General features: G+C 66.1%; 21 protein-coding genes. 13 read left to right on the top strand and 8 right to left on the bottom strand.

The features are described 5' to 3' along the window. Positions 1–16 precede the first annotated feature (16 nt). A complete protein-coding gene (locus AAC050_RS10645) occupies positions 17–1,648 on the bottom strand; it encodes a long-chain-fatty-acid--CoA ligase (protein WP_339915061.1) in 1,632 nt (543 codons plus the stop codon). Between the two features lie 162 nt (positions 1,649–1,810). Between AAC050_RS10645 and udk the strand changes: the two genes are divergently transcribed. Together udk and AAC050_RS10635 are read left to right on the top strand one after the other, a co-directional pair. Continuing rightward, positions 1,811–2,458 carry a uridine kinase gene (gene udk, locus AAC050_RS10640; protein ID WP_339915060.1) on the top strand — a complete coding sequence of 216 codons (648 nt, stop codon included), beginning with the start codon at positions 1,811–1,813 and terminating at the stop codon, positions 2,456–2,458. Between the two features lie 88 nt (positions 2,459–2,546). Next, positions 2,547–3,170 (top strand): TetR/AcrR family transcriptional regulator, encoded by a 624-nt coding sequence (locus AAC050_RS10635; protein WP_339915059.1) that lies wholly within the window; start codon positions 2,547–2,549, stop codon positions 3,168–3,170. A gap of 5 nt (positions 3,171–3,175) precedes the next feature. Here the strand turns inward: AAC050_RS10635 and pdxH are convergent, their stop codons facing one another. Then, positions 3,176–3,850: a pyridoxamine 5'-phosphate oxidase gene (gene pdxH, locus AAC050_RS10630; protein WP_339915058.1), complete on the bottom strand. Its 675-nt coding sequence runs from the start codon at positions 3,848–3,850 to the stop codon at positions 3,176–3,178. Between the two features lie 97 nt (positions 3,851–3,947). Between pdxH and AAC050_RS10625 the strand changes: the two genes are divergently transcribed. The 5 genes from AAC050_RS10625 to AAC050_RS10605 all read left to right on the top strand — a co-directional run bounded on the left by AAC050_RS10625 (position 3,948) and on the right by AAC050_RS10605 (position 7,969). Next, a complete protein-coding gene (locus tag AAC050_RS10625) occupies positions 3,948–4,679 on the top strand; it encodes a DnaJ C-terminal domain-containing protein (RefSeq protein ID WP_339915057.1) in 732 nt (243 codons plus the stop codon). A 12-nt stretch (positions 4,680–4,691) separates the two neighbouring features. Next, positions 4,692–5,777: a chorismate synthase gene (aroC, locus tag AAC050_RS10620; protein ID WP_339915056.1), complete on the top strand. Its 1,086-nt coding sequence runs from the start codon at positions 4,692–4,694 to the stop codon at positions 5,775–5,777. 460 nt (positions 5,778–6,237) lie between these two features. Further along, positions 6,238–6,933, top strand: a complete 696-nt coding sequence (locus tag AAC050_RS10615) for a pirin family protein (protein ID WP_339915055.1) — start codon at positions 6,238–6,240, stop codon at positions 6,931–6,933. 62 nt (positions 6,934–6,995) lie between these two features. After that, positions 6,996–7,268, top strand: a complete 273-nt coding sequence (locus AAC050_RS10610; RefSeq protein ID WP_339915054.1) for a hypothetical protein — start codon at positions 6,996–6,998, stop codon at positions 7,266–7,268. Positions 7,269–7,411: 143 nt separating this feature from the next. Beyond that, positions 7,412–7,969, top strand: a complete 558-nt coding sequence (locus AAC050_RS10605) for a hypothetical protein (protein ID WP_339915053.1) — start codon at positions 7,412–7,414, stop codon at positions 7,967–7,969. 31 nt (positions 7,970–8,000) lie between these two features. Here the strand turns inward: AAC050_RS10605 and AAC050_RS10600 are convergent, their stop codons facing one another. The 3 genes from AAC050_RS10600 to queC are packed head-to-tail and all read right to left on the bottom strand — an operon-like array spanning position 8,001 to position 9,720. Then, on the bottom strand, positions 8,001–8,369 hold the full coding sequence (locus AAC050_RS10600) for a 6-pyruvoyl tetrahydropterin synthase family protein (RefSeq protein WP_339915052.1): 369 nt from the start codon (positions 8,367–8,369) through the stop codon (positions 8,001–8,003). A gap of 2 nt (positions 8,370–8,371) precedes the next feature. Continuing rightward, positions 8,372–9,007 carry a 7-carboxy-7-deazaguanine synthase gene (queE, locus tag AAC050_RS10595; protein ID WP_339915051.1) on the bottom strand — a complete coding sequence of 212 codons (636 nt, stop codon included), beginning with the start codon at positions 9,005–9,007 and terminating at the stop codon, positions 8,372–8,374. Continuing rightward, positions 9,004–9,720, bottom strand: coding sequence for a 7-cyano-7-deazaguanine synthase QueC (queC, locus tag AAC050_RS10590; protein ID WP_339915050.1), 717 nt, complete (start codon positions 9,718–9,720; stop codon positions 9,004–9,006). Before queC ends, queE begins: the two co-directional genes overlap by 4 nt. Before the next feature lie 204 nt (positions 9,721–9,924). Between queC and AAC050_RS10585 the strand changes: the two genes are divergently transcribed. The 6 genes from AAC050_RS10585 (at position 9,925) to AAC050_RS10560 (ending at position 14,472) form a co-directional block, all read left to right on the top strand. Then, entirely contained in the window at positions 9,925–11,550 is a 1,626-nt protein-coding gene (locus tag AAC050_RS10585; protein WP_339915049.1) for a response regulator, read from the top strand. A gap of 111 nt (positions 11,551–11,661) precedes the next feature. Further along, positions 11,662–12,135, top strand: a complete 474-nt coding sequence (locus AAC050_RS10580; protein ID WP_339915048.1) for a PaaI family thioesterase — start codon at positions 11,662–11,664, stop codon at positions 12,133–12,135. Beyond that, complete coding sequence (locus tag AAC050_RS10575; RefSeq protein ID WP_339915047.1) at positions 12,132–12,533, top strand: PaaI family thioesterase; 402 nt, start codon at positions 12,132–12,134, stop codon at positions 12,531–12,533. The genes AAC050_RS10580 and AAC050_RS10575 overlap by 4 nt, the downstream gene beginning before the upstream one ends. Positions 12,534–12,900: 367 nt before the next feature. Beyond that, the gene (locus AAC050_RS10570) at positions 12,901–13,251 is read left to right on the top strand and encodes a hypothetical protein (RefSeq protein WP_339915046.1); all 351 of its coding nucleotides are present in this window, start codon (positions 12,901–12,903) and stop codon (positions 13,249–13,251) included. A gap of 89 nt (positions 13,252–13,340) precedes the next feature. Next, entirely contained in the window at positions 13,341–13,769 is a 429-nt protein-coding gene (locus AAC050_RS10565) for a hypothetical protein (protein WP_339915045.1), read from the top strand. 70 nt (positions 13,770–13,839) lie between these two features. Further along, entirely contained in the window at positions 13,840–14,472 is a 633-nt protein-coding gene (locus AAC050_RS10560; protein ID WP_339915044.1) for a helix-turn-helix transcriptional regulator, read from the top strand. A 156-nt stretch (positions 14,473–14,628) separates the two neighbouring features. Here AAC050_RS10560 and AAC050_RS10555 read toward each other — a convergent pair whose 3' ends face one another. From AAC050_RS10555 to AAC050_RS10545, 3 genes are all read right to left on the bottom strand, one after another. Further along, positions 14,629–15,114, bottom strand: coding sequence for an SH3 domain-containing protein (locus tag AAC050_RS10555; protein WP_339915043.1), 486 nt, complete (start codon positions 15,112–15,114; stop codon positions 14,629–14,631). Positions 15,115–15,227: 113 nt separating this feature from the next. Beyond that, positions 15,228–16,898, bottom strand: coding sequence for a lysine--tRNA ligase (locus AAC050_RS10550; RefSeq protein ID WP_339915042.1), 1,671 nt, complete (start codon positions 16,896–16,898; stop codon positions 15,228–15,230). A 69-nt stretch (positions 16,899–16,967) separates the two neighbouring features. Continuing rightward, positions 16,968–18,524 (bottom strand): carboxylesterase family protein, encoded by a 1,557-nt coding sequence (locus AAC050_RS10545; protein ID WP_339915041.1) that lies wholly within the window; start codon positions 18,522–18,524, stop codon positions 16,968–16,970. Between the last annotated feature and the right edge of the window lie 83 nt (positions 18,525–18,607).

Raw genomic sequence — 18,607 nt, 5'->3', positions numbered from 1 at the left:
TGGTGCCCTCCCCGCGTCAGCCCGCGCCGGGCAGACGATAGTCCTTCATCTGCTCGCGCAGCCCCTTCTTGTCGATCTTGCCGGTGGCCCCCAGCGGAATATCGTCGACGAAGACCACATCGTCAGGCGTCCACCATTTGGCGATCTTGCCCTGCAGGAAGTCGAGGTGTTCCTGCTTGTTCTGGCTCTGGCCGGGCTTGAGCTTGATCAACAGCACCGGACGCTCGTCCCATTTGGGATGGGCCGCGCCGATCACGGCAGCCAGCTCGACCTTGGGGTGGCCGACGGCGATGTTCTCGATCTCGATCGAGCTGATCCACTCACCGCCAGACTTGATCACGTCCTTGGCGCGGTCGGTGATCTGCATGAAGCCCTGTTCGTCGATGGTCGAGACGTCACCGGTGTCGAAGAAGCCCTCGGAATCCAGGATACTTCCGCCCTCATCCTTGAAATAGGCTCCCGCGATCGTCGGGCCCTTGATCATCAGACGGCCGTAGGTATGCCCGTCGTGCGGCATCTCCTGACCGGCGTAGTTCTTGAGCTTGAGCTCGACGCCCAGCGGCGGCGTGCCCTGTTTGACGCGCCATTTCATCTGCTCGTCGTACGGCAGGGCGGCCAGTTCGGGCGGCAGGTTGGACAGGGTCCCGATCGGCGAGGTTTCGGTCATGCCCCAGCCCTGCAGCACCTCAATGTCGAACTCATCATGGAAGGCACGGATCAGGCTCTCGGGCACAGCCGAGCCGCCGATCAGCACCCGCTTGACCGTGGGGATCTTCAGATTGTGTTCGCGCAGATGGGCCAGCAGTCCCTGCCAGACCGTCGGCACGGCGGCCGAGAAGGTCACGCCCTCGGTCTCGATCAGCTCATAGATCGAGGCCCCGTCCATCTGCGCTCCGGGCAGGACCAGTTTGGAACCCGCTCCCGGGCCGCCGAAGGCGATACCCCAGGCGTTGGCGTGGAACATCGGCACCACCGGCAGGATCACCTCGCTGGGGCTGGCCCCCAGCACCGTGGCCTGCAGGCCGAGCAGCGTATGGATGAAGTTGGAGCGGTGCGAATACAGTACCCCCTTGGGATTGCCGGTCGTGCCCGAGGTATAACAGAGGCCGCAGGCGGTCTGTTCGTCGAACTCTCCCCAGGCTGCGTCCCCGGTCGCCTCGGACAGCACCTGCTCATAGCATTCGGCGGCGGGCAGCTTGGTCGCCGGCATGTGCCATTCGTCGGTCATGACGATGACCTTCTCGACACAGGGACAGTGCGGCAGGATCGCCTCGAGCAGGGGCACGAAGGTCAGGTCGACGAAGATCATCCGGTCTTCGGCGTGATTGATGATGTAGATCAGCTGTTCCGGAAACAGGCGCGGGTTCAGGGTGTGGCACACCGCCCCGATGCCCATGATGCCGTACCAGACCTCCATATGGTTGCCGGTATTCCAGGCCAGGGTGGCAATACGGTCGCCGGGCTTCACCCCCCAGGCCAGCAGGGCGCTGGAGACCCGTTTGGAACGATCGTGAATCTGGCCGTAGGTGGTGCGGACAATCGGCCCCTCGACCGAGCGGGTGACGACCTCACGATGACCGTGCCAATTTTTCGCATGATCGATGATCTTGTCGACCGTCAACGGCCAGTCCTGCATCAATCCAAGCATCGATATCCCTCGCCTGCGTCTGCTGATCGAAACGCTTGAACCCACGCTATCGGGGTGATTGGCGATAAGCAACGTGACGCAAGGTCAGCTCCGGGCGCATCGCACATGGCCTTTCCGTCCGGGTCCCCCTAGAAATCCGGACAGGTCCAGGCGGAGTCACACATGAGTATTCTGATCGGCATTACCGGCGGTTCGGGGTCCGGCAAGAGCACCCTGGCCGAAACACTGGTCTCGGTCCTGCCTGACGGAGTCGCCGTACTGCTGCGCGAGGACGCCTATTATCGCGACGCCGCCGGGCTGGTCGATTTTGACCCGACCACCTTCGATTTCGACGACGTCAGCGCCCGGGACCATACCCTGATGATCGCCGATCTCTCGGCCCTGAAGGCGGGACAGGACATCATCGCCCCCATCTATTCCTTCATCCACCACGGCCGCGAGCCGGGCGGGGAACCCATACCCGCCGCCGAGGTGGTGGTGGTCGAGGGGACCCACGTCCTGTGCACGCCCGAGCTGGCAGCCCTGTTCGATATCCGGGTGTTTGTGGACACGCCCGCCGACATCCGTTTCATCCGCCGCCTGCTGCGCGACCAAACCGAACGCGGTCGCACCGCCGATTCCGTCATCGCCCAGTACCTGTCCACGGTGCGACCCGGCCACGAACGTCTGACCGAACCGTCCCGGGTCAGGGCCGACTTCATCGTCGCCGACGCCACCGCCGCCGTCAGGCTGGAGGATCCCCAGGCGGTGGTGCGGCTGGTCGCCCCCGTTCTGGCCCATCCACTGTTGCACCCGTGGCATCCTGACTGACCATCGATTCACGAACACGGTTCCCGAGACTTGCCCGAAAGAGCCACAAGCTTCAGGGTAGGGGCAGTAAACAGTTGTTGATTGTCCCATGCCCGGCAGCGCCGTTCTCCAGTCGCCTCCCTCCGACGTCCGTCGGGACGCCATCGTCCGGTATGCCCGACAGCAATTCCTGAGCGTCGGCTATGCCGCCACCCGGATCGAACCGATCGCCCGGGAAGCCAGCGTCTCGACCGCGACCCTCTATGCCTATTTCCCCGGCAAGACCCAGCTGTTCGCCGCCGTCATCGCCGATACAGCCGAGGATTTCAGTCAGCGGATGCGCATGGTCCGGACAGCGTCAGGACCGGCCCGGGAGCAACTTCTGCTCTTCACCAGGACCTATGCGGAGTTCATGAGCGACCCGTTCGTGCGCTCGGTTTTCAGTCTGGTCATGGCCGAACGCCCCCGCTTCAAGGCCGTCGCCACCCGCTTCTTCGAAAAGGGTCGGCGGGATTTCGGCGGAGCCCTGATCAGCGCCCTCGACGCCCTGCGCGAAAGCGGCCAGCTCAAGTTCGAAAAATCATCCTGGGCCGCCGGACAGCTAATGGGCCTGGTCGAACATCCGGTGTTCTTCGTGCCGCTGATGGCCGGCGAGGACCTTCCGGCCCGGCGATCCTGTACCCAGATCGCCACCGACGCCGTCGAAACCTTCATGGCGCGGTACGGGGTCTAGCTCCGTCAGGGCCAGAGACGTTCGCGACTCCAGGTCTGACCCTTCCGCTGGAACCGAAGGCGGTCATTCAGGCGAAAGGGCCGGTCGCGCCAGAACTCGACCGTGTCCGGCACCAGCCGCCAACCGGTCCAGTGCTCCGGACGCGGCACGTCCTGATCTGCAAAACGGGCGGTTTCCCGCGCCACCGCGGCCTCCAGCGCCTCGCGACTGTCCAGCGGCCGTGACTGGTCCGAAGCCCAGGCCCCGATCCGGCTCTCGCGGGCGCGGCTGGCGAAATAGGCGTCGGCTTCAGCCGCGCCGACCCGTTCGACCGTCCCGCGCACCCGCACCTGCCGCCGCAGCGATTTCCAGTGGAATACCAGCGAGGCCGCCGGACATGACGCCAGTTGCTCACCCTTGGCGCTCTCGCTGTTGGAATAGAAGGTGAAGCCGCGGGCATCGACGTCCTTGAGCAGGACGATGCGGCAATCCGGCAGACCGTCGGCGTCCACCGTGGCCAGGGTCATGGCATTGGCGTCGCTCGGCTCGGTCCGCCGGGCATCGGCCATCCAGTCGACGAACAGGCCGGTCGGCTCATCGCGTTCGAAAATACTGTCGTCACCATTGGCGGCCAGGGCGGCGGCGTAATCAGCCGCATACTCTTCACGGGTCGGGCTGGGTGGGATCACGGGTGAGGTCATGCCCTGACTTAGCGTGGATCAGCGGGGTCGGGAATGGGCCGCGACCTACGGTCACGGTTAACCGCCCGTTGACCCTGTTCGGCGTTCTAGTGGGAAGATGCATATCCGTTCCCATCCCGAGATTACGTCGATCCATCAGGCCTATGCCCTGCTGGGCCTGGCCGGTCCGGTGGACGGTCCGGGCCTGACCCGGGCCTTCCGGGCCGCCGTCAAGGCGGCGCGGCCGGACCTGCCCGGTGGCGATGCGGACCGGTTCCGCAGGGTCATCGCCGCCTGGCGTCTGATCCAGATCGAAGGCACCCCCCGGCCCGCCCTGGCGGCCCCCGAGGCCCGTCCGGCAGCCCGTCCGGTGGTCGGCATCACCCCGATGGAAGCCCTGAACGGCGGCCGGACCCGGGTGACCCTGGGGGGGCGCACCCTGCGCGTCACCGTGCCGTCCGGCCTGCGCACCGGTGAACATCTGCGGCTGAAGGGGGGAGCCGTCGACGGATCCGACCTGTATCTGGCCGTGCTGATCCGCCCGACCGACGACCTGTCGGTGATGGGCGACGACCTGTTCATGTCCTGGCCGGTGTCGCCGCGGCGGCTGGAAGACGGCGGCCGCATCGAGATCGAGACCCATGCCGGACTCCGTCAGGCCTGGATCGTCGCCGACATGCAGACTCCGGTGCGCCTGCGCCTGCGCGACCTGGGCCTGCCCGCGCGCGGGACCAGGACCCGGGGCCATCTGTTCGTGACCCTGACGCCGAGCAGCGACGTTCCCTCTTCGGCCGAGGATCTGCTGGCCCGTTTCACCCGCGTCTGGACGGCGGACCGTCTGGCGGCCTAAGCCGGAGGCACCATGTCCCACAACACCTTCGGCCATCTGTTTCGTGTGACCACCTGGGGCGAGAGCCACGGGCCGGCGATCGGCTGCGTCATCGACGGCTGCCCGCCCCTGATCCCCCTGACCGAGGCCGACCTGCAGCCGTGGCTGGACCGGCGCAAGCCCGGCGGCAGCCGCTTCGTCACCCAGCGGCAAGAGAGCGATACGGCCCGCATCCTGTCCGGCGTGTTCGACGACGGCAACGGCCCGGTCACCACCGGCACGCCGATCGCCATCCAGATCGACAATGAAGACGCGCGCTCAAAGGACTATGGCGAAATCGCCCGCGCCTACCGCCCCGGCCACGCCGACTTCACCTACCAGGCCAAATACGGCGTCCGCGACCACCGTGGCGGCGGCCGCTCCTCGGCCCGCGAGACGGCGATGCGCGTCGCCGCCGGAGCCGTAGCCCGCAAGGTGCTGGGCCCGGATATCCGCATCCGCGCGGGTGTGGTGCAACTGGGTCCACACCGGATCGCCCCTGAGGCCGTCGACTTCGACGCGGTGTATGACAACCCCCTCTTCGCCGCCTCGGCCACGGTCGTGCCAGCGTGGGAAACCTACCTCGACGGCATCCGCAAGGCGGGCTCGTCGATCGGGGCGGTGGTGGCCTTGGAGGTCACCGGCCTGCCCGCCGGCTGGGGCGCACCGGTCTATGGCAAGCTGGACGCCGAACTGGCGGCGGCCCTGATGTCGATCAATGCGGCCAAGGGCGTCGACATCGGCGCGGGCTTCGACTCCGCCGAACTGACCGGCGAGCAGAACGCCGATGAGATGCGGCTGGGTGACGATGGCCGGCCGGTCTTCCTGTCCAACCATGCCGGCGGCGTGCTGGGCGGCATCTCGACCGGCCAGCCGCTGACGGCGCGGGTAGCGTTCAAGCCGACCTCATCGATCCTGACCCTGCGACAGACCATCACCCGCGACGGCACCGAGACCGACATCCGCACCAAGGGCCGACATGACCCCTGCGTCGCCCTGCGCGGTGTCCCGGTGGTCGAGGCCATGGCCGCCTGCGTCCTCGCCGACGCCATGCTGCGACACCGGGCGCAGGTGGGGTGATCAAGGGAGTCCCGACCCGGGTCTGGCTCACCTACCATCGCGACACCCTCGTCGGTCTCGGCATCATGGCGGGGTTTGCCGCTCTGGCTGCGATTGTCGGAGCGATCCTGCTGATTCCGAATGGACCGACCAGCCGGGAGGTCGGTGTCGTTACCGGGTTCGGAATGCGCGAGACAGAAGAGGGCTCCTACCGGGTTATGTCAGTCCGCATAGGCGATACGGTGGACCGCGTTCGTGCCCCGGCCCGCCCCGATTGCCGTGTTGGGGACCGCGTCACGCTTAGCCGCGTGCCGCACTGGTGGGGGTCGACCCGCGGCATCGCGCGCAGCAATGGCAAGGCTTGCTCCCGCCCAACCGACGATGCGCGCCGAAGCCCCCTTCCGCAACAGTAGATGTTACCTATATGGTTTGCGAACCGACGTCGGGTGCTGTTACGCCGACGTCGCAGGGAGACCGCATCATGATCGACGTCAGACCCTTTGCCAGCCTCGGCGGTGCCGACCACGGCTGGCTCAACGCCAAACACCATTTCTCGTTCGCCGACTATTACGACCCCAAACGGATGAGCTGGGGCCGGCTGCGCGTCTGGAACGACGACGAGATCGCCGCCCAATCGGGCTTTCCGCCCCACCCGCATTCGGACATGGAGATCATCACCTATGTCCGCACCGGGGCCATCACCCATGAGGATTCCATGGGCAACAAGGGCCGCACCGAAGCCGGCGACGTCCAGGTGATGAGCGCGGGCACCGGCGTGCGTCACTCCGAGGCCAATCTGGAGGACGAGACCACCACCCTGTTCCAGATCTGGATCGAGACTGACAAGCCCGGCGCGAAACCCGGCTGGGGGGCGCGCGCCTTTCCCAAGTCCGACCGCAGCGGCCGGTTCTCGGTGCTGGCCTCGGGCGATCCGGCCGACGAGGCCCTGACCATCAACGCCGACGCCCGGGTGCTGGGTGCGACCCTGACCGCGGGGGAAACCGTGCGCTACAGCCTGCCCGCCGGCCGCCGCGCCTATCTGGTGCCCGCCGTCGGTACGGTCGAGGTCAATGGCACCCCCCTGAACGCCCGCGACGGCGCGGCCATCATGGACGAGGCCGAGATCATCATCACCGCCGGCAGCGACGCCGAACTGGTCATGGTCGACAGCCGCTAGCGGCTGGGTCAGGCTCTGTTCATGCTTTCATGATCAGAACGGGATGTCCCCGGAGCGCCCATATGACCCGATCGATCCCCCGTCTCGCCGCCCTGTCCGCCATTCTGGCCGGATCGCTGATGCTGCAGGGCTGTCTGGTCGGGGCGGTCGTGGGCGGGACCGCGGCGGTGATCGGCGGCACGGCCAAGGTCGCCGGATCAGTGGTCGGGGCCGGCTTCGACGCCGTCACCACCTCGGACGAGGAAACCAAAGCCAAACGCGAACGTGAGCAGCGCGACTACGAACGCGAACAACGCCGTTGTGAACAGCGGCAGGCCCGCGGGCGGCGCTGCTGAGCCTGATGGATGGGGCTGACGCCCGGAATCATTGCCGCTGCCGCCTCGCCCGCCCGCACATCGTCACCGGCTAGGGCGAAAAGCGGTCCTCCCGACGACTTAAACGGGTGGACAGCGGAACTCGCCGATAGCAGATTGAAGGGATGCGGAACTTATTCCTCCTCGGTCTTGCTATCGTCACCGCAAGTCCTGCCCAGGCGCAGGAAGCGGAACTGGCTGGCTTCAGCGGAGCGCTGCGTGGATGCGAGGAATGGGTGCTGAACCCGGCCAGCTGGATTGATGGCCCTGCCCCCTTCGAGTCAGCGGTCGGACTCGGAGACAAAATGGGTTTGGTCGCAGAAATAGACCAGGCTTCCCTTCCCCCGCCGGCATTGAGACAGGCTAATCACTACTGGAGGATCAACTCGACAGCCACAACAGGCTACGTCCTCGTGGTGTCTGACCAGCTGCCTATGTGCCATATCTCGGGGGGCGGCGACGCGGACCTGCAGCCGGTCGTGGAGACCGTGCTCGCAACTTCCGATTTTTCCAGCCGCTGGGAGCAAACCAGCGTTGAGGAACACCAGGGTTTGAGGTCAACCATGTTCCGAAGTCGCGTTGATCCGTTGTTTTCCGCGACCGTCACCCGAGCAAAAAACCCCGGCGCTCGAAAAGACCGTGTCCAAGTGCTTGTCACAGCAACCTACGAGCTTGAGAACTGATCGAGGCCGGGCCTGCCAAGTCGCTGCTAATCTAAAGCGTCAGCGTGCAGCGCTCATGAATGGTCGGGCGGGCCACCGTAATCCGGCTCAACCCCGGCCAATCCGGCTTCAGCTGTTCCACGAACCACAGGCACAGGTTTTCGAGGCTGGGCAGTTCCAGCCCGGCCTTCTCGTTCAGCATGCCGTGATCCAGTTCCCCGGCCGCGACCTTCAGGGCCCGGTCCAGCGCGCCCAGATCGGCGACCCAGCCATGCTCGGCATCCAGCGTCGCCGAGCGCACCGTCGCCTCGACCGTGAACGAGTGGCCGTGGACGCGGCGATAGATGCTGCCCTCGGGTTCGTTGGGGAAGTGGTGGGCGGCGTCGAACGTCGCCTGTTTGGTGATCTCGAACATCATCATGTCTAGCGGACGCCAATGTATTTGTGGGTCTGGACGCTGAGGCGCCATTTGGGGTGGGTCAGGCAGTAGTCGAGAGCGGCGGCGGTATTGGCCTCACGCTCGGGGCCATCCATCGGCTGCAGCCAGAAGCGTTCGAACTCCAGATGTTCGAAGCGGTCCGGCATGGCCGTGGCCTGGGGGAAGACCAGCTTCAGCTCCTGCCCTGTGGTCTGAACAACCGGAGCCTCGGCCTTGGGACTGACGCAGACCCAGTCGATCCCGGCCGGAGCCGTCACGGTGCCGTTGGTCTCGACGGCGATGTCAAAGCCGCGCGCGTGCAGGGCGTCGATCAGGGCCGCGTCCAGCTGCAACAGCGGCTCGCCGCCGGTGCAGACCACCAGTTTCGGATCGCCCTCGCGCCCACGCCACATCCCGGCGACATGGTCGGCCATCGCCTCGGCCGTGCGAAACTTGCCGCCGCCGTCTCCATCCGTACCGACGAACTCGGTATCGCAGAAGCTGCAGACGGCGCTGGCCCGGTCGCGTTCCAGCCCGCTCCACAGATTGCAGCCGGCGAAGCGCAGGAAGACGGCCGGGCGACCGGCCTGTCCGCCCTCGCCCTGCACCGTCAGAAAGACTTCCTTGGCCGAATAGGTCATCCGGCCACCCACTGCTGATAGCCGGCGGCCCGCAGCGCGCAGGCCGGGCAACTGCCGCAGCCATAGCCCCACGGGTGGCGCTGCGTGCGATCGCCCAGATAGCAGCTGTGGCTGTCCTCAAGGATCAGCTCGACCAGCGCCTGCCCGCCGATCCGCTCGGCCAGGGCCCAGGTTTCGGCCTTGGTCAGGGCCATCAGCGGCGTCTCGATCACCACCGGACGGTCCAGACCCAGGCTGAGCGCCGTGGCCATGGCGTCGATCGTGTCACGGCGACAGTCGGGATAGCCCGAGAAGTCAGTCTCACACATGCCGCCGACCAGCACTTCCAGCCCGCGCCGGTCCGCCAGCGCCGCGGCACAGGTCAGGAACACCAGATTACGCCCGGGCACAAAGGTGGTCGGCAGGCCGCGCGCGTCCATCTCGATGGCCCGATCCGTGGTCAGGGCGCTCTCGGCGATACGGCCATAGCCGGTCAGGTCGACCACATGGTCCGGCCCCAGCCGCCCGGCCCACTGAGGCAGGGCCCGCGTCATCGACTCGCGCACCACCAGACGGGCCTGCATCTCGACCGCATGGCGCTGCCCGTAGTCGAAACCCACGGTCTCGACCCGGTCATACCGCTCCAGCGCCCAGGCCAGGCAGGTGGCGCTATCCTGCCCGCCCGAGAACAGGACGAGGGCGGACGCGGCAGTATCGGACTGGAAATCGCTCATGACGACCCTGCGGTCGGCCGTCGGCCGCGCGCATGCAAAAAGATGAAAAAGACTAGATCGGCGCGCCTTCTACACCAGCCTGAAGCCGGGCGCAAAAGTCCGGTTTCGGCAGAATTTTGCTGCCGCACAGGGATCGCCTCAAGTTAACGCTTCTGAAAATGGTTCGCCGATAACTTGCAAGGCTGTAATGGAGTGCCGGCGGGTATGCCGACTATCGAAGACCTGACCAAACGGGCAGACCCGATCGGACCGACGACCCTCGGAAGCGAGGTCTTCGCAAGATTCGCCCGCGAACCCGACACCCTGGGCATCGCCGTCGTCGAGGACGACCGGCCGATCGGTCTGGTCGAGCGCGACGCCTTTCTGCTGAAATTCGCCTCGCTCCACGGTCACGCCCGCTATGCCGAACGCCCGATCACCTATGCGATGGATGTCGAGCCGGCGATTGTCGAAGCCGGCGTCAGCATCGACACCTTTTCCCAGGCTCTGCTGAACAGCGGCCCGGGAGCCCTTCTGCGCAGCTTCATCGTCACCCGGGACGGAATTTATCACGGGATCGGCAGCGCCGTTACCCTGACCCAGGGTCTGACCCGGCTCCAGCAGGAGCAAAACGCGACGTTGCTCGAACAGGCCCGGGAGTTCAACGATTCCCAAACCCAGGCCCTGACCGCGGCGCGATCCAGAAACCAGTTCCTGACGGTCATGAGTCACGAGTTGCGTACGCCGATGAACGGCGTCCTGGCCGTGGCTGAACTGTTGCGTCGGCAACCCCTGCCGACGACGGCCCTGTCCCACATCAGCACCATCGTTGAATCGTCCGAAAACCTGTTGCAGATCCTGAACGACGCGCTGGACCTGTCCCGGGCAGAGGCCGGTGAACTGGAACTGCATCCCGAACCGACTCCGCTGCGGACCCTGATGGACCAGGTACAGGCTGAATGGAGCCGGCGGGCGGCCGAAGACCGGGTCACCCTGATGATCAGCTATGAGGGCGATACCGAGCTGGGGGCCCTGATCGACGGCCCACGCCTGAAGCAGGTGTTCAACAACCTGATCGGCAACGCCCTGAAATTCACGCGTAACGGCGTGATCGAAGCCAGCCTGAAGGCCTGGGGCGAAGGCGACGAGGTCCGTATGGAGGCACGCGTTCGCGACGATGGTCCGGGTCTCGAAGCCGCTCTGCTCGAGCACATGTTCAAGCCATTCATAGACGGGACGGACAGCAGCAGTGCCGGACTAGGCTCGGCCATCTGCGGCCGCATTATCCAGAACATGGGCGGCCGGATCTGGGCTGAGAACAACACAGGGCGCGGCACCACCTTCGCCTTCGACCTGACGGTACAACGCACGGCGATCGAGGCTCCGACCGTCTCGAACATATCCGAATTCTCGGATGAGGCCTTCGCGCGCACGCCGCACATCCTGATTGTCGACGACAACGCCACCAACCGCGTGGTGGCCCAGGCCCTGTGCGAGATGTTCGGCATCACCTCCGAAACCGCCGAAGACGGGGTCGAGGCTCTGGAAGCCATTCAGGCGCGGGATTTCGACCTGATTCTTATGGATATCAAGATGCCGCGCATGGACGGGATCCAAGCGACCCGGGCCATCCGGGCCCTGACCGGTCCCGCCGCCGGAATCCCGATCGTGGCCCTGACCGCCAATGCCGATCCCGACGACGCGAAGATGTATCTGTCGATCGGCATGTGCAGCGTGGTCGAGAAACCCATCAAGCCGGAACGGCTGCGCAAGGCCATCCACGTCGCCCTGGCCCAACAGGCCTCCGACGCGGCGGTTCCGCCGGTAACGCTGAACCAGTCGATCGCCTGACGCCGGCGTCCGGCACCGTTCCTGCCTCCCGGGACAATAGGGTCGACGTCACCCGACGGGCCCCCTATTCAGGCGACAGGACGGGCCGCAGGCCGATAACCCAAGGCGAGAATGACGAATTCGTTCATCACCGACCTGCTGCCCCAACTCGCCGGGGGGGCGGCCCATACGCACGCGCTGGGCTTCACCTTCGAAGGGCTTGAGGCGGACCGTGTCCGTATCCGGGTACCTTACCGTGCCGATCTGGTCGGGGATCCCCAGACCGGAGTCCTGGCCGGCGGGCTGGTCACCACCCTGCTCGACCATGTGGGCGGCGCTGCCGTCTGGGTCGGTATCGGGGGTTACAAGCCGATCGCCACCCTGGACCTGAGGGTGGACTATATGCGCGCCGCCGAGGCCGGACTTGACCTGATCGCCGAGGCCCGCTGCTTCAAGCTGACCCGTTCGGTCGCCTTTGTCCGGGCCTGGGCCTTCGAAAACAGTCCCGACGATCCCGTCGCCGCCTCCCAGGCGGCCTATGTGATCGATTCGGACGGCGGACGCCGGGTCGGTGCCAATCTGCGACGCTCGGGGACGACCACGTGACCCCCCTGCTCGACACCCTGCCCTATGCCCGGTTCCTCGGCCTCGAGACCCGACTGGACGGGGACGATCTGACAGTGGTCATGCCGTTCGCCGACCGGCTGGTCGGCAATCCGATGCTGCCGGCCCTGCATGGCGGATCGACCGCCGCCCTGCTGGAGATGACCGCCGTGGCCCAGGTCGCGCTGTCCTATCCGCGCCTGCGCCTGCCCCGGCCGATCAATGTCTCGGTCGCCTATCTGCGGTCCGGGCGCCCGGTCGATGTTCATGCCCGGGCCCGAATCACCAAGGCCGGACGCCGGGTCGCCTATGTGCTGGCCGAGGCCTGGCAGGGCGACGAAACCCAGCCGATCGCGACCCTGAGCGCGCATTTCCTGCTGGATGACGACGACAACCGCTAGGCGATTTTCGTTTCTGTCAGACGCCGGAAAAGCGACCTCTCCCCTGCGGCGCTAAGGTCGGGCCCTGATTGACGCCGTCATCCGGGGGCGGTTTCAGACGGCGCGTTCGGGCCCGACAGGGCGTGGGCGGCGGTACAGAGGCCGCGACCGGAAGCCTGACCCGATCACGGATGCATCACTTGCCCGCGATCTCGGGCCAGGCGCATTGATCCCCAGGGACCACCACAAGCGACTGCCGCGCCGCCTGTCCAGGCCCTGTCTGCAAATATCCGCATAACCGCCCCGACTTTAAGAGTTAACAAAACGCTACCGACCTCCCGCAATACGTGTTAAGCTTTTCTTCACTTGTACCAGTTGGAGGATTCTCGTGAACAAAGATCAAATCATCGCCAGCGTTGCCGGCGAAATGAATGCGACCGAACTTGCCGTCGATACCGCAATCACCCAGGCCACCACCCTGGTGCAGTCGATGATCGGTGCTCGCACCGCCTTGTCGGTTTCGCCGGTCGCCGGTGCCGCTGCGCAATCGAAAGCCATGGAGGCCATCGCCGCCCTCGCGACCGCTCGCGACGCCATGGTCGCCTGCCACACTGAGCTCGGCAAGGACCACCGCCGGATGGGCTGGGGCACCTACGCTGCCGGTGTCCTGGACAAGCCCGCGACCGGAATGCTGGAAGACAGCACGGCACCTGCAGCGAGCCATCTGCGCGCCGTCTGAATTCGACGTAATATACGACGCGGGGCATTTCGAACCGCATCAAATACATGCATTATCGCCCCCATGTCTTTTGACGTGGGGGCGATGTCATGCCGGTGACCCTGATCGGCCAAATCGGTGCAGTGTGCCTTGTTTTGGCAGTCACTTTCGCCATGCTGAAGGGCGACGAGCCGGAACGGATCGGTGGCGGCAGCTTGGCCCTGACCTGGTTCGCCAGCATGCTGATCCAGGGGGCCGGGAATTGGAACGGCACTGACTGGGGCCTGTTTGCTCTTGACCTCGTCCTGCTCGCTATACTGTGCGGCCTCGCCTGGAAGTCATCACGGGCATGGCCGGCCTGGGCCTGCGGATTGCAGCTGCTCGTGATCATGAGCCACATCATGACGCTGACCGATGTGCGCCCCCCGATCGAGGCCTTCTATATCGTCTTCAACATGGCCGGATTCGGCGTTATGCTGGCCCTGGCGATCGGCACCTTCTGGGCTTGGCAGGATCGCCGCGCGGCCGAGATGAAATAGGTGGATATTCCTAACGCCCGGAATTAAGCTGTCGCCGGTTCGGCCGTAGCGGTCGTCTGAGGCGCAGTTCATGGCCCTGTCCCATTCGCAGCTCTGGAAGGCGATCGATGGCCTGGCGCGGCGCGAGGGACTGAGCGTCTCGGGTCTGGCGCGACGGGCCGGGCTGGACGCCACCAGTTTCAACCCGTCCAAACGTTTCAGCCCCGGCGAGCCGCCACGCCCGCGCTGGCCCTCAACCGAGAGCCTGACGCGCATCCTCGACGCCACCGGCCTGTCGCTGGGGGGGTTCGCGGCCCTGGCCGGAGACGCGCCGCCGGGGGCCACCGTGCCGATGCTGGGCCTGGCCCAGGCCGGTCAGGACGGCTTTTTCGACGACGCTGGCCTGCCGATCGGCGACGGCTGGGACCAGGGCGCGCTGCCGCAGGCCAGCGACAGCCTGCTGGGCCTGCGCATCACTGGCGATTCCATGCTGCCCCTGTACCGCGAGGGCGACCGGATCATCGTCGATCGCGAGGCTACCGATGTCCGCAAGGGCGACCGCGTGGTGGTGCGCACCACCGGTGGTGAGACCCTGGCCAAGGTTGTAACCGCCCTCGGCTCCGCCGACGTCACCCTGGGCTCGATCAACCCCGCGTATCTGCCGCGCAGCGTGCCGCGCCGTGACATCGTCTGGATGGGCCGGATCCTGTGGGTCAGCCAGTAAATTGGGCCGCGGTCAGAAGGCTCCGCCTTCTCGACCCGACGTGGCTGGCGCTTCGCGCGGTGCTCAAGTAGCGAGCCGCCGCATGGCGAGCGGTAGCGCCCAAAAGAAAGGGCCGCCCCTTGCGGAGCGGCCCTCGCCGGTCATGACTTCTGCCGGTTAGTTGGCGGCGACGTAGTGGGCGCTGACCCAGCCGCCGTTCGACAGCTGGACCCACTCGCCCTGCGAGGTCGTGGCCTGGAAGCGTTCGCCGGCCCTCAAACTGCCGACCTGGCGATAGCTGGTGCCGGGACCCGAGCGAACCCGCAGGTTCGACGTGGCCCGATAGCTGTTGGCTTCATACTGGTAGCTGCTGGAAGCATACGGGGCGTTGGCATTGGCCCGGGCGCGCTGCTGGTTGCAGCCGATATAGGAACCGGCGGCGGCACCGGCCCCGGCACCGACGACGGCACCAAGCGTAGGCTCGTTCTTGGCCACGGCATTGCCGGCGAGGCCGCCGATCACAGCCCCGATCAGGGCACCGGCCTGCTGGCGACCGCCGGGGGCGTCGCAGTTGGTGACACCGTTTGACTGGGCCTGGGCGGCCAGGGGCGCGGCGGAGATGAGGGCTGCCAGGGCGGCGGCGGTCATCGTGAATTTGGTCATGTTCGACATAGGCTGTCCAATCATCGAGGGTGGTCGATGGAGTGGTAATGCGCCAGTCGACCTGAAGGCTCCCCGCGTCCGGTCGTTGTTTTCAGTTCATCTTCGTGAACGGTTCAGGCGGCCAGATCACCCGCCGCCCCGGCCTCGATCAGGGCGATGGTCTGGGGCAGGCCATAGATGGCGGCGAACGAACCGAAGCGCGGCCCCTGGGACGCGCCCAGCAACACTTCGTACAGGGCCCCGAACCAGCCACGCAGCGGCTCGAACGCGTGTTCCTTGCCCACGGCATAGACCTCGGCCTGGATTAGTTCGCCGTCGGTAGTGTCGGCCGGCAGGGCCTTCAGCCGCCCCGCCAGGTCCGCCAGGGCGGCCGCCTCCTTCTCCGTCGGCAGCCGGTACGACTTGGCCGGCTTCACGAAGTCCTCATAGTAGTTGAGGGCATGACCCATCAGCCGGTCCAGCAGCGGCTCGTTCTCCGGCGTCGCCTCGGGCAGGTAGTTGGCGAAATAGGCCCACAGCTGATCCTTGGTCGAGGCATTGGCGACCCCGACCAGATTGAGCAGCAGGCCGAACGACACCGGCGAAGTGTGGGTCGGCGGCGTGCCCGCGTGGATCGACCAGACGGCATTGTCGATCTGCTTGGCCGGTTCCTGGGTCTTGTAGGCCTCGATGGCTGCCAGGTAGTCGTCGATGGCGCGCGGGATCACGTTGAAATGCAGGCTCTTGGCCGATTTCGGCGACTGGAACATGTACCAGCTCAGCGACTCCGGCGTGCCGTAGCGCAGCCATTCGTCCATCGTCAGGCCATTGCCCTTGGACTTGGAAATCTTCTTGCCCTCGACGTCGAGGAAGAGTTCGAAGTTGAAGCCCTCGGGCGGCACCCCACCCATCGCCCGGCACAGCTTGGACGACTCGCGCACGCTCTCGATCAGGTCCTTGCCCGACATCTCGTAGTCGACGTCCAGCGCGGTCCAGCGCATGGCCCAGTCGGGCTTCCACTGCAGCTTCACATGGCCGCCGGTGACGGGCAGTTCGGTGCGGCCACCGGCCGGGTCGTCAAAGACGATAGTGCCACGCTCGACGTCGCGTTCCAGCGTCGGCACCTGCAACACATGGCCGGTGACCGGGCTGATCGGCAGGAACGGCGAATAGGTCTCGCGCCGTTCAGGGCCCAGGGTCGGCAGCATGATGGCTTGGGCCGCGTCGAACCGCGCCAGCAGGGTCAGCAGCGTCTGGTCGAACCGGCCCGAGCGATACTGTTCGGTCGAGGAGAAAAATTCGTACTCGAAGCCGAAGCCGTCGAGAAAGGCGCGCAGACGGGCGTTGTTGTGGGCACCGAAGCTGTCATGGGTTCCGAACGGATCGCGCACCACCGTCAGCGGCTTGTGCAGGTCCTCGGTCAGCATCTCCGGATTGGGAATGCCCTCGGGCACCTTGCGCAGCCCGTCCATGTCGTCGCTGAAGGCGATCAACCGCGTCGGCCAGTGGTCACCCGTCAGGGCACGAAAGGCGTTACGCACCATGGTCGTGCGCGCCACCTCGCCGAAGGTGCCCATATGCGGCAGACCCGACGGGCCATAGCCGGTCTCGAGGATCACCGGGCGGCGCAAGGCCTCGAACGTCGCCAGCGCCTCGTCGGCCTTGCTGCGGGCAATCAGGGTCGCGGCCAGATCCCGCTCGCCATCCGTCAGCCGCTTCTTCAGCACATGGGCCAGCAGGTTGCGGGCCTGTTCAAACGGCCAGGACTTGGCCTCACGCGCGAGGGTTTCGAGGTTCTGCAGCATGGGCGTGGGTTTGCAGCCTCGGGTGCCGGGGGTCAACCGGTCACGGCCATCACGCCTGCAGCGCCCGGCTCAGGGACGGGGCTGACGAAGCGACGAATAGACCGCATCAAAAACGTCCAGGCCGCTCGTGTCCGGCAGTACGCCCGCTTCCAGACTGTCACCGATCCTCAGCACCTGTTCGTCGCCGACGGTGAACGGCGGCCATTCGGGCCGGCTCCCGCCGTTCGGATCGCCGTCTCGCGCGAATGAGACCCAATAGTCCGCCATCGCCTCTGATGTCGCACGGTCCGCTGCGGTCCACGCCCAGGGTTGCTGGCCCAGATGATCGAACATGTACCAAAGCTCGCTGAAGTGGCTCGCGCCCCAGTTCTGCTGAACGGACCCCTCCGGATAGGGTGGGGTTTTGCTGAAGTGATAGACGTGAACCGGGTTGCGCCCGTGGGTGGCCTGAAGTCTGGCCCAGGCCCGCACGTCCCATCCGAAACGCAGGTCCCGTTCGAAATCCAACCGCGCCTTTCGGGCCTCCTCATCGGTGACGAATGCATAGGGTGCCAGCAAGGGCGGCGGCAGTTGACCCCATGTTCGTTCCAGCTCGGCCGCAAAATTCATCGCCGTTATGCCGGACACGTCGGCAAGGGAACGCGCCTCGTCGGCATTGAACCCGACCAGCAGGGGCACATCGTTCTGCTGTCCCGCCACAAAGGCGTCATAGGGTGGCAGGGGCAACAGCCGGGGTTCGATCACCGGATGGACGATCCTTCCGGCTCCGTCGCCCAGCAAGCGCTCGACCGGCAGAGCCCGCAGCTGCGCCAGCGTCTGGGCTCCCAGCGAGGCAGCATAGGCGACACCGTCGATCTCGGCATTGGCCAGCAAATATCGCGGGGCCAGTTCGACAGGCTCGAACATGCCACCGCTTTGGCCAATCGCCCGCTGGAACAGACCCCGAGCTCGCGGCGAGGCCATCAGGATGCTTACCGAGGTCGCCCCTGCGGATTGACCGGCCAGAGTGACCCGACGGGAGTCGCCGCCGAAGGCCCCAATATTGTCCTGCACCCATTCCAGCGCCGCGACCTGATCCATCAGACCGTAGTTTCCCGATCCGCCCGCCTCGGCTGTCAGGTCCGGATGCGCCAGAAAGCCAAGTGTGCCCAGGCGATAGGCGACGGTGACCACGACCGCCCCGCGCCGCGCCAGCTGCGCGCCGTCGTACAGCGGAATGGAAGTTGAGCCGTTGGTCAGGCCTCCGCCGGGAATCCACACGATGACCGGCAACGACCCGGCCGCCGCACCTGCCGGTGCCCAGACGTTCAGGTACAGACAGTCTTCATCGGTCGGCGAAGGGGGCTCGCCGGGCATGGAAACACCCGTCTGGGGGCAAGCGGGCGCGAACACACGCGCGGAGCGAACACCCGTCCAGGCCGGAACCGGCTGCGGATCGCGCCAACGAAGATCGCCGACCGGTGGCCTCGCGAAAGGCAGCCCGCGATAGACGTTGATTCCCGCATCGGACACGCCGCCCAGAACGCCCGCTTCCGTCCGGACGATGGGGCCGGTGCCCGCCGTTCCGGGCGTCGCGATGATCGAAATGGCGAGAGTCAGGACCAAGGCGAATGCATTGCGGGTCATGTCCGGTGTCCTGATGGCGGTCGGCTTACTAGGGCGGCTGGAACACCCTTCTCCTAGTTACAACGCTGCAATGTCAGTCGGCT

Origin of the sequence: uncultured Brevundimonas sp. (genome assembly GCF_963974615.1) — a bacterium.
GTDB lineage: Bacteria > Pseudomonadota > Alphaproteobacteria > Caulobacterales > Caulobacteraceae > Brevundimonas.
This window is presented reverse-complemented; position numbering and strand designations above follow the sequence as displayed.

Coding starts and splice junctions, on each gene's coding strand:
- AAC050_RS10645 (WP_339915061.1), bottom strand. CDS start 1,648: ATGCTTGGATTGATGCAGGACTGGCCGTTGACGGTCGACAAGATCATC.
- udk (WP_339915060.1), top strand. CDS start 1,811: ATGAGTATTCTGATCGGCATTACCGGCGGTTCGGGGTCCGGCAAGAGC.
- AAC050_RS10635 (WP_339915059.1), top strand. CDS start 2,547: ATGCCCGGCAGCGCCGTTCTCCAGTCGCCTCCCTCCGACGTCCGTCGG.
- pdxH (WP_339915058.1), bottom strand. CDS start 3,850: ATGACCTCACCCGTGATCCCACCCAGCCCGACCCGTGAAGAGTATGCG.
- AAC050_RS10625 (WP_339915057.1), top strand. CDS start 3,948: ATGCATATCCGTTCCCATCCCGAGATTACGTCGATCCATCAGGCCTAT.
- aroC (WP_339915056.1), top strand. CDS start 4,692: ATGTCCCACAACACCTTCGGCCATCTGTTTCGTGTGACCACCTGGGGC.
- AAC050_RS10615 (WP_339915055.1), top strand. CDS start 6,238: ATGATCGACGTCAGACCCTTTGCCAGCCTCGGCGGTGCCGACCACGGC.
- AAC050_RS10610 (WP_339915054.1), top strand. CDS start 6,996: ATGACCCGATCGATCCCCCGTCTCGCCGCCCTGTCCGCCATTCTGGCC.
- AAC050_RS10605 (WP_339915053.1), top strand. CDS start 7,412: ATGCGGAACTTATTCCTCCTCGGTCTTGCTATCGTCACCGCAAGTCCT.
- AAC050_RS10600 (WP_339915052.1), bottom strand. CDS start 8,369: ATGATGATGTTCGAGATCACCAAACAGGCGACGTTCGACGCCGCCCAC.
- queE (WP_339915051.1), bottom strand. CDS start 9,007: ATGACCTATTCGGCCAAGGAAGTCTTTCTGACGGTGCAGGGCGAGGGC.
- queC (WP_339915050.1), bottom strand. CDS start 9,720: ATGAGCGATTTCCAGTCCGATACTGCCGCGTCCGCCCTCGTCCTGTTC.
- AAC050_RS10585 (WP_339915049.1), top strand. CDS start 9,925: ATGCCGACTATCGAAGACCTGACCAAACGGGCAGACCCGATCGGACCG.
- AAC050_RS10580 (WP_339915048.1), top strand. CDS start 11,662: ATGACGAATTCGTTCATCACCGACCTGCTGCCCCAACTCGCCGGGGGG.
- AAC050_RS10565 (WP_339915045.1), top strand. CDS start 13,341: ATGCCGGTGACCCTGATCGGCCAAATCGGTGCAGTGTGCCTTGTTTTG.
- AAC050_RS10560 (WP_339915044.1), top strand. CDS start 13,840: ATGGCCCTGTCCCATTCGCAGCTCTGGAAGGCGATCGATGGCCTGGCG.
- AAC050_RS10555 (WP_339915043.1), bottom strand. CDS start 15,114: ATGACCAAATTCACGATGACCGCCGCCGCCCTGGCAGCCCTCATCTCC.
- AAC050_RS10550 (WP_339915042.1), bottom strand. CDS start 16,898: ATGCTGCAGAACCTCGAAACCCTCGCGCGTGAGGCCAAGTCCTGGCCG.
- AAC050_RS10545 (WP_339915041.1), bottom strand. CDS start 18,524: ATGACCCGCAATGCATTCGCCTTGGTCCTGACTCTCGCCATTTCGATC.